At 43.1% G+C, this 12,560-nt stretch carries 10 protein-coding genes; 4 read left to right on the forward strand and 6 right to left on the reverse strand.

The genetic code is table 11. The features are described 5' to 3' along the window. Positions 1 to 181: 181 nt before the first annotated feature. Positions 182 to 1,549, forward strand: a complete 1,368-nt coding sequence (locus tag ACJ9PY_RS24335; protein WP_057278004.1) for an amino acid permease — start codon at positions 182 to 184, stop codon at positions 1,547 to 1,549. A gap of 46 nt (positions 1,550 to 1,595) precedes the next feature. Here the strand turns inward: ACJ9PY_RS24335 and ACJ9PY_RS24340 are convergent, their stop codons facing one another. Next, positions 1,596 to 2,459, reverse strand: a complete 864-nt coding sequence (locus tag ACJ9PY_RS24340) for a DUF4349 domain-containing protein (protein WP_411739186.1) — start codon at positions 2,457 to 2,459, stop codon at positions 1,596 to 1,598. A 110-nt stretch (positions 2,460 to 2,569) separates the two neighbouring features. Between ACJ9PY_RS24340 and ACJ9PY_RS24345 the strand changes: the two genes are divergently transcribed. Further along, positions 2,570 to 2,905 carry a TspO/MBR family protein gene (locus ACJ9PY_RS24345; protein ID WP_411739187.1) on the forward strand — a complete coding sequence of 112 codons (336 nt, stop codon included), beginning with the start codon at positions 2,570 to 2,572 and terminating at the stop codon, positions 2,903 to 2,905. A gap of 149 nt (positions 2,906 to 3,054) precedes the next feature. Here the strand turns inward: ACJ9PY_RS24345 and ACJ9PY_RS24350 are convergent, their stop codons facing one another. From ACJ9PY_RS24350 to ACJ9PY_RS24365, 4 genes are all read right to left on the reverse strand, one after another. Continuing rightward, the gene (locus ACJ9PY_RS24350; protein WP_411739188.1) at positions 3,055 to 6,873 is read right to left on the reverse strand and encodes a bifunctional 2',3'-cyclic-nucleotide 2'-phosphodiesterase/3'-nucleotidase; all 3,819 of its coding nucleotides are present in this window, start codon (positions 6,871 to 6,873) and stop codon (positions 3,055 to 3,057) included. Between the two features lie 315 nt (positions 6,874 to 7,188). After that, on the reverse strand, positions 7,189 to 7,647 hold the full coding sequence (locus tag ACJ9PY_RS24355; protein WP_268936148.1) for a DinB family protein: 459 nt from the start codon (positions 7,645 to 7,647) through the stop codon (positions 7,189 to 7,191). 41 nt (positions 7,648 to 7,688) lie between these two features. After that, positions 7,689 to 8,507 (reverse strand): GNAT family N-acetyltransferase, encoded by an 819-nt coding sequence (locus ACJ9PY_RS24360; protein WP_106027099.1) that lies wholly within the window; start codon positions 8,505 to 8,507, stop codon positions 7,689 to 7,691. A gap of 410 nt (positions 8,508 to 8,917) precedes the next feature. Then, the gene (locus ACJ9PY_RS24365) at positions 8,918 to 9,082 is read right to left on the reverse strand and encodes a YvrJ family protein (RefSeq protein ID WP_081088496.1); all 165 of its coding nucleotides are present in this window, start codon (positions 9,080 to 9,082) and stop codon (positions 8,918 to 8,920) included. A 156-nt stretch (positions 9,083 to 9,238) separates the two neighbouring features. On the opposite strand from ACJ9PY_RS24365, the gene ACJ9PY_RS24370 reads away from it, so the two are divergent. Together ACJ9PY_RS24370 and ACJ9PY_RS24375 are read left to right on the forward strand one after the other, a co-directional pair. After that, positions 9,239 to 9,862, forward strand: a complete 624-nt coding sequence (locus ACJ9PY_RS24370; RefSeq protein ID WP_048678006.1) for a sigma-70 family RNA polymerase sigma factor — start codon at positions 9,239 to 9,241, stop codon at positions 9,860 to 9,862. Next, positions 9,855 to 10,070, forward strand: a complete 216-nt coding sequence (locus ACJ9PY_RS24375; RefSeq protein WP_082196631.1) for a hypothetical protein — start codon at positions 9,855 to 9,857, stop codon at positions 10,068 to 10,070. The genes ACJ9PY_RS24370 and ACJ9PY_RS24375 overlap by 8 nt, the downstream gene beginning before the upstream one ends. 55 nt (positions 10,071 to 10,125) lie before the next feature. On the opposite strand, the gene ACJ9PY_RS24380 is transcribed toward ACJ9PY_RS24375, so the two are convergent. Next, positions 10,126 to 12,492, reverse strand: coding sequence for a penicillin acylase family protein (locus ACJ9PY_RS24380; RefSeq protein ID WP_411739189.1), 2,367 nt, complete (start codon positions 12,490 to 12,492; stop codon positions 10,126 to 10,128). Positions 12,493 to 12,560: the final 68 nt, after the last annotated feature.

Genomic DNA, 12,560 nt, shown 5'->3' on the forward strand with positions numbered 1-12,560 from the left:
AAAACATGGGATCACTCCTGTGGTAAGCGTTTTCATTTTTTACTTTACATTCATCCTATTAAAATATATTATTTAGTTGTAATATTATGTGAAAAATCAATAAATAATATGTATTCTCCTCTACTAGTGATAAAATGCTAGATAGAGAAAATTAAACTCCAACATAGAAAAGGGGAAAATTATGCAAAACTCCAAAGAATCTCAACTACATAGAGGTTTGGAAGAAAGACATATCGCATTAATGTCTCTTGGCGCAGCCATTGGAGTCGGTTTATTTCTCGGCTCGGCATCTGCGATTAAATTAGCCGGTCCAGCAATCATCATTTCTTATGCCATTGGCGGACTTATGATCTATCTTATCATGCGTGCACTAGGTGAAATGGCAATAAAAAATCCAGTCGCAGGCTCCTTCAGCCGCTACGCAAGCGAATTTGTCGGTCCTCTTGCCGGATATATTACCGGATGGAATTACTGGTTCGTTTGGATCGCCACCTGTATGGCTGAAATTACGGCAGTCGGAATCTACATGCAATTTTGGTTCCCTGATACTCCGCAATGGGCTTGGGCGTTAGCCGCACTTGCCATCATGACAACGATTAACTTTCTTGCTGTAAAAGCTTACGGTGAATTGGAGTTTTGGTTCGCCCTCATTAAAATCGTAACGATCATCCTGATGATTGTCCTTGGCTTCGGAATGATCATCTTTGGTTTGGGGAACGGCGGAATCGCGGTCGGTTTCGGCAACCTTGTTGAAAATGGCGGATTTTTCCCTAATGGGATTTCTGGAGTCATCCTCTCGTTCCAAATGGTCATGTTCGCCTATTTGGGAATTGAAATGCTCGGTGTAACCGCAGGTGAAGTTAAAAACCCTGAAAAATCTTTAAAAAGAGCCATCGATACCGTTTTTTATCGGATTTTACTTTTTTACGTTTTAGCTCTGACGGTCATTTTATCAATCACTCCATGGGATGAAATGAATGGAGAAAACAGTCCATTCGTTATGATGTTTGATAAAATCGGTATACCAGGCGCAGCAGGAATCATTCAGTTTGTCGTACTGACAGCAGCCCTTTCATCTTGTAACAGCGGGATCTTCAGTACAGGAAGAATGTTATTCAACCTGGCACAGCAAGGTGAATCACCAAAAAGTTTCGAACGTACAACAAAGTCAGGCGTTCCTGGCGTTGCCATTATCGTTTCGGCTATCGTACTTCTTTTCGGCGTTTACCTTAACTACATGGAAGCCGATAAAGTTTTCACTTACGTCACAAGTGTCGCTACATTCGGCGCCCTCTGGACATGGGGAACGATACTTGTCACACAGATTATGTCTAGACGAAAAATGAGTCAGGGAGAAAAACAAGGCTTATCTTACAAGATGCCTCTTTTCCCATTGACTTCTTATTTCACTTTAGCCTTTTTAGTATTCGTAATGATCGTACTCGGTTTTTCAGCAGATACAAGAATCGCTCTAATCGTTGGTCCGATTTGGATCTTACTGTTGGTAGTCCTGTATTATGTGACCGGCTTGCATAAACGGAAAAGATAAATGCCAGAGGGTGCCCAATCTAATTGGCACCCTCTATTTCATTCCTTCACCTTTTACCCCTTCTTTTGATCACCCAATGGACCACCGCACCAGCTCCGCCTAAAATAATGAGGATCGGCAAGTTTCCGATTATAAAAACAATGATTCCTGAACCCGCTTTAAGTAATAGATTCGCACTCGTTGCAAGTTGTTTCTTTGTCCTCTCCCATGTATTCAATTCCTTATTATCAATGCCCGGCACAACTATCCTGTCCTGTGATAACGTGATGGTGACCGTCGAATATGAGGTCTGGTTTTCAAGATACTTCATTTGCCCGGTCAGCTGCTCTATTTCTTCTTGCACCACGGCAAGATCGGATGATATTTTCAGCAAATCTTCCGTCTTCTCAGCATCCTTCATGAATGCAAGTAACCTTTCCTCCACTGCCCTCTTTGACTTCAATCTTGCTTTTAAATCCACATATTGCTCCGTTACATCCTGTCCTGTCACATTCCTTCCGACCACTTCTGAAGCCTCGCCCTCGCTATCGGTTAGAAAATCCTGAAAATGGGCTTCAGGGACCCGAACAGTGATCGTTCCTTCCACCAGTTCTTCATCTTCCCTGTATACATTGGACTCAACAACATATCCGCCATATCCTGCCGCCTTATTCTCAATCTTCATTTGTGCCTTTTCAAGGTTCTTCACCTTCAACTCAAGCTGGGCCTGATGGATGACCTTTCTTTCATCCGTCATCCCTTCCTTTTCCGCTGCTTCTTCCTGCACCTTATTCCCGTAAATGGAAGCGTCCATTTTACTTTCCGCCTTTTCATCCTGTGATTCCGATGCTGAATCATCTTTTTCGTTACTGCTGCATCCAGCAAGTAAAAGGAACAAACTGAACATTAGCATCATTGTTTTACGGTTCATCGGTATTCCCCCCTTTTCTTAATAGTACCGACGTAAAATTTGGAAGAAAGTTACACTTCTTGATTAAAGGGGATGTTTTATTTTCAGGTGTGAAAATAAAGGTATAAGAAATGAAGAAAGAAATGGATTGCATTATGAACTACGGAATATTGGCTAAAAGTGTATTGGTACCTGTCGTCGAAAGATCACTTGTAGGGATATTCGCCACAAGGAATTCAAAAGAAATTTATGACAAACTCAAGAAACCTGCTTTTGCTCCTCCTTCCTGGACTTTCCCCATTGCTTGGACCAGCCTTTATACGATTATGGGACTGCTGACCTTGATAACATTGACGGCATTCGAGTTTTATAAAATAGACCGTATATCAGGTTTAGCAATGATTCCCTATATAGCATGGGTCACCTTGCTATTTAGATTGAACTTTTCCATTTTCAGAAACTATTAATCACAAAAAAGAGCGCCCCTTCTATTAAGGAGCGCTCCCTTTAGAGTTTCACGAGTAAAAGTTGAAAACTCACGAGTAATTGCTCAATTTTCACGAGTAAACCCGCTAAACTCACAAGTAAATGTGCTATTTTTACGAGTAAACCACAACTAATTATTGATATTCGTAATTCTGCCTTCAATTCCTGCCGTGATCTTTCCGCCTTTAAAGGTCTCTTTCACATAGTTAACGAATGCTTCCAGGTCTGCATGTCCAAACACACGCTCTTTTCCTTTCAGGACGGTATAGTTATCACCGCCGCTTGCCATGAAATCATTGACGGCCACCGTGTATGTTTCAGTATCCTTGATCGGTGTTCCGTCCGCTTTCTTCAATAAGGTGACACGCTCCGTGACAGGTTTACTGAAGTCGGCTGTATAGCTCAGTCCAGAAATTTGCAAAGTTTTCGGAGATCCTTCCACGATCCATTGCTGTTGAAGCAACGTTTTCACTTCCGCTCCAGTCAGTTCCAGCTTAACCAATACGTTTCCGAACGGCTGGATTTTCGCTAAATCGGAAAAAGTGACTTCCCCCTTTGGAATATCTGCACGGATTCCGCCTGGATTCATGAAGGCAAAATCGGAGTTCAAATCGGCCTTCATTGAATCGGCAATTAAATTTCCAAGGCCCGTTTCCTGCGTATAGGCATTGGTTCTTAAAATTTTCTCGTCCGTTGTCCCAAGCGGAGCTTTCAGCTCGGGGAACATGTCCAGGTAGTCGTTGATGAATTTCGTCGTCCCGGCATCCGGTGTGATGCCATCTTGTGTAACCGTAACAATCTCCGCTGACTTTTTGACAATATCCTTTGTGCTTGGATCGATTTCCAAATCCACATCTTCAAAAGCCGTTCCATAAGAGTAAGCTTGTACGATCAATTTATTATCGACATAGTTATTGACCTTTGCATGATTATCTCCGGCTAAGATCACATCCACTTCATCATCCACGGCATTGGCAAGATCAGCCACTTCGCCTGTGATGACCCCTTCCTTTTCCGTGCCTGGGTCATGTGAGATGATCACGATCGATTTGACGCCTTTACCTTTTAACTCACTAACCGCCTTATTTACGGCAGATGCCTGTTCTATGAATTCCACATTCTTAATGCCATCCGGACTTACTTTTTGAGGTGTTGCATTCGTGACTACACCTATGAACCCAATATCAACCCCGCCGACCTTTTTTATGACGTAAGGGTCCAAAATCGGTTTTTTCGTGTCTTTATATACGACATTGGCCACTACATATGGAAAGTTCAATTTATCGAATACCACATCGGATGTTGGCGACTTTCCGCCATTGATCTGAGCCATCAAGGTTTCTACCCCTTTGTCGAACTCATGGTTCCCAACAGTTCCGACATCGAATTTCATATCATTCAAAAACTGAAGCGTCGGTTTATCCTGGATCAAAGAAGAAACGGGTGCACTTGCCCCAACGGCATCCCCTGCCGAAAGTAAAAGTGTATTTTCAGGGTTTTCAGCCTTACGCTGCTTCAAGTGAGCGGCTAAATAATCGGCACGCCCTTGTTTGATGCCGCCAAAATCGGAGGTCGTATCAAGCTGGCCGTGAAGATCATTGATCCCGAGCAGTTGCACCTTAACGTTTTCTTTCCCCAAATTGTATTTGTAAATGCCAAAGCCTTTATCATCCTTTTTGCCTGTATAGGAAATCGGGCTGTCTTCCTTTAAATATTCCGCACCTTTTGGCGATGAGGTGAAAGTAACGTTCACCTTGCCTGAAATCGGGGCTATCGACCAGTTATTATCAGCGGTTGGATTGATCTCACCCTCTTGTGTGATGTAATCCATCAAGATTTGGCGATTTTCATCCGCAGAGTCAACCACATATTCGCTGCCCTTGACTCCCGGGAAGTTCCCCCCGCCCGAAGCACGGTAATTATTCGTCACGACGATGAAATCTTGATTCGGGTCCACTGGTTCACCATTATATTTCAAATCTGCAATCCTGCTTGAATCCGACACTTTTATCCCTTTTTCATCATAGCGCGGAGCCTTGGTGACATCGATTTGGTACGTGACACCGTCAATCACATCAAAATTATAAACGGCGAACTTTCCATTAAGCAGCTCCTGTTCCTCAGACTTGGCAGGATCGATCGTATTATATTTCCCGGCAGACATCTCAAGCCACTCTTTAACCACTGACCCTTTGATCTTGATTGCCTTTAAGGTATTATCGTATAAATATAAATCACCGGCGCTGCGGATGGTCAGTCCGCCTTCCTTGATTTCCGTGAATTCCTCTACGCCATTGCGACCCGCTTTGAATGGTGCTCCTACAGAGAGGATGGGCAGGTCTTTGTATTCAGGGCGGTTGCTTTGAATGTATTTTTCTACATACCATTTCTGTGCGCTCGTCACGACCTGTACGGAAGGATCGTCTTGCACAAGGGCGAAATAACTATGAATTGGAGCTGTAGTCGTTCCGATTGGCGTGTTAACATACTTGATCGTTCCTTCGTGATCCTTCTTCACGGCTTTGACGACAGATGCATCTTCAGCCGCTTTTTTTCCTGTTATTTTGTCGTTGATTGCCCGTGTTGATGAATCGGAATTGACGACTTTCCATTTTCCCTTGATATTTTGGATATCAAGATCGATGATCCCGAGATGACTGCCGCCATATCCTGCTTGAACGGCTGGTACACCATTGATGGTACCCTTTTTATTATCCACGCCTTCAAGAACCTTTCCTTGGCTATCTTTGAATAGGCTGTCTAAAGAAGCCTCATCTTGTGCCGGGAAGACTTTATGCGTGTGGGAGAACGTGATGGCATCGATGCCGGAAACCTTGCTTAATGAATAGATGACATCCTCGGTATTCTTGGTATCGCCATTAAACCCGGAATGTGTGAGGGCCACGATGACATCCGCGCCTTTTTTCTTCATTTCAGGTACATATTTTTTTGCGGTGGTGACGATTTCCTTTGTCATGACCTTCCCGTCTAGATTCGCTTTATCCCAATCCATGATTTGCGGAGGGGCAAATCCAATGCATCCTATTTTTACTGATTTTTCCTTTCCATTGATGTCCTTCACTTTCTTCGTGACGATTTTATAAGGAGCATATTTATTTTTATCATTCTTTGGATTGTTGTCTTTATCCTTTTTATAAACATTGGCATTGACGTAAGGGAAGTTCGCATCGTTGATGGCCTCGTCCAAATAAGATAAACCATAATTGAATTCATGATTGCCAAATGTGGCCACATCATAATCAAGCAAGTTCATCGCTTTATAAACGGGATGAACTTCACCCTTTTTCAGAGGCGCTATTTTCGCTTTGTACGTACCAAGGGGAGTCCCTTGAATAAGGTCGCCGTTATCCACTAAAACGCTATTTTTCACTTCTTTTCGAGCCTGTTTGATTAAAGATGCCGTGCGGGAAAAGCCGACGGAGTCCGATATGGCATCCTTATAATAATCATAGCTCACCAGATTGGTGTGTATATCAGTCGTTTCCATGACCCTTAGTTCAAATGGTGCATCTGAAACGGAGGCTGCCAGGCTTTTGCCGAAGTCACTCGTCTGGCCGTTATAATTGGAGACAACCGATACGTTAACCCAATAACCCGATTTGTACGAGTTGAAGTACGCCGAAAACTTTTGGGCCGATTTAATATCCGCCTCAACGGCTGATTGTGAAATGACCTTCGTCCCATTCATTAGTTGAAAGACAACGGTTTCATTTCCTTTGTTCCCCTTTTTCGGTGTGACCGTTACAGTCGCTTTGGTGCCTTTTGAGTAATGAACAGTAGGAGCTGAAATGATAAATGGTTCAGTCGTGGCCGGTTTCTTATTAGACTCTTTGGCGGATGCCTCCCCCGGTACGGTAAATGGCGCTGCAATCAAACTCACAGCAAGAATCGGTGCGAGCATCTTCTTAACATGCAACTTGTACGACATACTTCACAACCCTTCTAGTTTTGTAAAATGCTAGAATAATATATCATGATTTTGTCGAATTATCGCCAAAATTTACCTTAATATTATGAATTTTGAATAAATGGTATTTTTTACCCATTTTCATCCAGAGCGCCTAGCTCGATATACCTTCAATCATGTATATAAATCATCATAGAAACCCTTTGTATCCTTAGGGAGAATCTCCCCTGATAGAGAAAGCTGGCCCATGAAAATGAACCAGCCTGCTAACATCGTATGGTTTTCAAATATGTTCCTTACGCTCTTTTTTCAGGGAAACCCTTTGAAACGGCAAACCTATAAATCCCGATCTATTAAACTGGCGGATACCGGTTCGATGCCCATCTCCCTCGACCAGATGGACAGCTGGCCTATATGGTGAATTTCGTGCGCTATGAGATGGCGCAATATCCTGCCTTTTTCATATGTCCCCTCCATCCAGGATGGCTGAACCATTCCATGCCCTTCTTCAATTGCATCCGAGTTCAAATAGTCCATGATCTCTGAGTGATATTGGTTAGATAAATCCTCCACTTTTCCGATCGTATCATAAGCGTCCAAATCGATCGCGACATCAGGCCTCCCTTGTATGGCCCTGATCCAGCTGCATTCGACATCGATAATATGGGCAAGTGTCCGCAATATATTGCCCATCCCTCCCGTACGCTGCCGTTTCAGCTCCTCATTCGGCAAGGATCGGCACCACTTGAACCATTCCCTTCTCACCTGCCAGTTATAATTGAATAATGTCAACATCCTTCCCATCCCCCCTAACACTCTTTGTCGTCAAATTCCCTTCAACCTTTGTATTGATAATAATCCTGTCTTTGAATCGTTTTGAAGCCACAAGATTCATAGAGTCTTAACGCATGCTCATTAGTCGCCTCGACCTCGAGAAAAATATCATATCCCAGCTGGCATTGTTCGGCTACAACCTTTTTCAATGCTTTTCTTCCAAGTCCTTTTCCCTGGTATTTTGGCAAAATGGAAAATCCATAAATCCACGCTTCCCCGCCTGAGTGATCAACACGGATCTTACCGACTGCGCGGCCGCCCTTTTCAATCATCATGGTTTTCAGAGTATCCTCATATAAGATGCGCCGATAATAATCCTTCGCCTCTCGTTCCGTAAATCGGAAACATTGAATATCCAGCTGAATTTCCGTTTCCTCATCATCTCTCCGTGAAGGGCGAACGACTGCATCATCATAATCATCAAGCTCCGTTTCGGACCACTTCATTTGAAACTCTGAAAAAGCAAACTCACATGGGAGCTGTTTCAAAAATTCTGTCCCAGAATGTGATTGAGCAGGTGAGTTCAAGAGAATCACCTTATAGTTGCGCTCCACGGCACTCCTTATCGCCTCTTCCAGCAGCTTAGTAAAAATGCCTTGCCTCCGGTAGTCGGGGTGCACCATCCCGCACATCTCCGCTTTGTTTCCAAAATCGTAAAGACCAAGAAAACCAACAAGCTTCAATCCATCATAGTGGAGAAAATCATTCTTATGAACACCATTTCGACTGCGAAGCGTTTCCCAATTCAGTTTTAACGTAAAACCTTCCCGTTCACATTCTTGCTGCAGGATCCGAATATCTTCCAGCTGTTCACTTTTCAAATTTGCCACCCCTTTTCCATATTATCAGTTTATTACCAAAAAATAAGAAAAGCAGCACCCTTTTACTTGGGTGCCGCAAACTATTCAGAAGTTTATTGATGAATGTTGTTTTTTTAAAAGTATTTTCACTTTAATCCATAAAACTAAAATCCTACGAGGGGAGGATTTCCTATCTAATTCCATTGACGGATGAATTATAGCAGTAAAATGATTCCAAATGACGATTATTTTTTACCTATTTTGTGCTATATTCCAAATAATGGTTTATCATTATTTTATTTTAGGTTAAGGGAGGGATTTAACAAAAGCTCGAATCAGTTAGTACCCATTTCTTTATACCCGAATTCCGGACCCTTTTTAGTATAGAATCCGAAATTCGGTGTTTACCATCCGGCACTTACGTCCTGAGGTTATCGTTTTTTCGTTTTATGAGCGGACTTTTTTAAGTTCTCTACGTCCGTTGTCAGTTCTTTTAATTGTTTACCGAAGCGGAAGAGCAAAAACATAGAAACGACGAATGGATAGCCAAATTCGCTAACTAATGAAACCCACATAGTAGCATCCTCAATCATCATCCTCTTCACCCCTTTTCTTGTATCTGATATCTAAAGTGAAACTTGTCAAAAAAAATCAATCTAGCACTATTGATTTATGGAAAAAAGAACGAATGTTCCTATATAATTGATTTATTCCCCTTGCCTATCACTTTATTAATAAAAGGAGGGATAACAATGAACCAATTAACTTCTCATTTTTTTTCTCATTCATTGGAGTTTCTGCAGCAACAGTACTCATCTTTCTTTGCACAACCGATCATTCAATTATTCTTACAGAACCCAGAGCATTTAAAGATTTTCACTGAAACTCTTGATTCCCCTTCTTCCCACAACATTGATCATCTCAACGAGACTTTCAAAATTTTCTATTACCGGGCTAAAGTATACAAATACATGTGCTCCTTAATTTACTTCTTCTCTGTTGATTTTGATAAAAGGGCACGGAAGCAGCGGGAACGTTATCGAATGGTACTTGATGCGACACCAAGGGATACTGGCGGATTGATCGATCGAATCGGCACCTTGGATGTTCAACTTGAAAAGATGGGGGAATCGAATGAACTCGCTTCACACATAAGTGATGAAGAGATGATAAAAGCCTTGAAGAAGTTAACAGCCAAACAAAGCCTGGTGCTGACCATGATCTTTTCCTACGGCCTATCCAACAAGGAAATCGCTGCCTATTTCCAGGAGTCGCCACAGAATATCTCAAGCATCCGTAAACAAGCTCTTAAAAAACTTCGAAAGCACTATATGGATGAGGTATATGTTAGAAAGGAGAAAAGCCATTGTGGATAAAAAACTGTCAAAAGAAGAATTGTTGGACCTGATCGACTCTTTGAATCCTAAAATAAAAAAATCATTAAAAAATACGAACTATCAAGATCGGAATGATCTGGAGCAAGAAATTAAACTCAAGATCATTGAATCATATGAAAAAATCGCAGCAATCGAAGCCCCTAATTTTGAGGAGTTCCTTGCAGAATTCCTGACTAAGCAAAGATAATGAAAAAGTACCAAGTCCAGAGAAAGCTGCTGGACTTGGTACTTTTTTTTGAATCTCAGTTTGATGGTTTCAATATCAGCTTATCCCCTTTTGGATCGTCCATCGTGGTTTTGTGATAAGTACCCTCTGCCCAATCATCAAGCTGATCGTGATACCACTCACTTTTAACGTTACCTGATTGACCCGGTCCAACAAGGTGATATCCTTGTTTCATGTCGGCTAGGTCGATGACGAATCGCCAGGAGCCACCGTGATTAACGGTTCCATCATCTAAAAATGCCGCGGCCTGTACGGTGACACTGCTGCCGCCTACCGGAATGCCGCCGCCGTTAAATAAATAATGTAACGGAGCGACACTTGATAGCGGGTGGTTAAACCTGACCTGATGATAGTCTCCCCATTCCCAATCAGCTATATCGTCACCTTGTGATTCTGCCAGTTCCGTTAACGTCACCTGTAACGACTTGGCAAGCACCTGCTCAAGTCCGCCTGCATCTTCAATCCAAGGGCCCGGCTTACCGTCCAGTGCCCGCCTTAGCAGTTCATCAATGGCCGAACGCCTTCCATTAAAAAGGTTGAGGGTTTCTTCCGGTATTTCTTCTTTAAGCAGGACATCCCCTATATTTCGCATCCAGACATTAAAAATCATAGGTGCCGCTTCATCAGCGGAATCGATATGATTCCATTTCTTCAGAATCGTCAGTGCCTGGGCTTCCTGTTTCCCAGATGGACCCTTCAATACCTCCACGAATCGAGGAACAAACTCCTTAGCTTGCAAATTCACTTTATCCATCTGCAGGCTTTGCATATCCTCGGTCGTAAGCTTTTTATTCGCCTTTAAAAACTCCTGTATCCTCATCTGGCGGTATGGCTGTGCCCAGTTATTGCTGATATGATAAGGGTAATCATCCGAGATGACTTTATTATTCGCTGTCGAAATGAATCCCTCTTTTGGATTCACCGTTTTTGGAAGTTGATCAAAGGGAATATAGCCTTTCCACTCAAATTCATCCGTCCAGCCAGGTACAGGCAGCATACTATCACCTTTTTTCCGGATTGGGATTTTCCCATTCGCCTTATAGGCAATGGTCCCATCGGCTGAGGCAAAGACGAAATTCTGTGCCGGCGTTTCGAATTTCAAAAGGGCCTTTTCGAATTCTTTCCAGCTTCCCGCCTTATTCATATTCAGTACCGCTTCAAGCTCGGCAGATGGATCAAGTGCCGTCCACCTTAAGGCAAGCACGGTATCTTTTCCGCTTTTCCCGGCAAACTCGGAGACAACGGGTCCGTGGCGGGTAACCGTCACTTGATAGTCAAGTGTTTCCCCATCCTTCACCTTGATGGGTTCGTCCAAGATTTCAGCTTTTTCCCATTTACCTTTGTAGGAGAATTCTTTCTCGTTTTCCGGGTTTCTCCTCTCAATATACAGATCCTGAACATCCGGACCGGTATTGGTCACACCCCAAGCGACCTCTTCGTTATGGCCTAATATGATTCCCGGAATCCCGGCAAAAATGACACCGCTCACATTGACTGACGGGGCCTCCAAATGCATTTGATACCAAACCGACGGTGTAGCCAATCCCAGGTGGGGATCATCCGCCAATAACGGCTGACCGGATTTCGTTTTCTTGCCTGAAACGACCCAGTTATTGCTGCCGTTGAATTCATAAGGAATAACGGCCCCTGCAAAACTTTTTTCAATATCCAGTTCTTCCTTGCTGATGATATATGGGGCGTTCTTTGGATAATCAGGAAATAAATCATATGCCTTTTCCTTGGGGAACGTTTGCAGCAAATACTGCCTAAACGCCTGATCTTCCCAGTTCCCGCCTAAATCAAAGGCCATATATTTACCGATGGTCAGCGAATCGACGGGTGTCCAAGGCTCCGGTTCGTATCCAAGCAGAGTGAACTCCGCCGGCCATTTCCCATTCTCCCTCAATTCATCGATATAAAGATTTACCCCCTCGGCAAACATATCCAATGCTTCTTTTCCGTCACTTGAATATGCAGCATAAGAAGCTTCGGCCGCCCGCCTCAAACCAAGTGTGCGGAAATACTTATCATTTTTGACGGTTTTCTCACCAATCACTTCACTTAATCTACCTGACGCCTGACGCCTGCTTAAATCCATTTGAAATAAACGGTCCTGGGCTTGGATATATCCTTGTGCTAAATACAAATCATGTTCATTCGCTGCGTTGATATGCGGGACCCCACTTGAATCCCTCACCACCGTAACCGGTTTCAAAAGACCTGGAAGTGATATTTCCCCCTTCGTTTCCGGCAAGGACCTTGAAAGGAATACATTTGCGGCAATCAAGACAGACAGCAAAAGTATGATCAGGATTCCAAAACTCCATAGCGCCCGCTTTCTCCACTTCCGTTTTGGCTTTTGCTGATGTACGGCAACTTCCATCGATTCATCTTCCTCTCCCCTTAAAACTCTCTTTCTTTCTATTTAAGATATTCCGCGTTTAACTCCAT

It is taken from the genome of Peribacillus sp. S4 (assembly GCF_046715815.1).
Classification (GTDB): Bacteria; Bacillota; Bacilli; order Bacillales; family DSM-1321; genus Peribacillus; species Peribacillus frigoritolerans.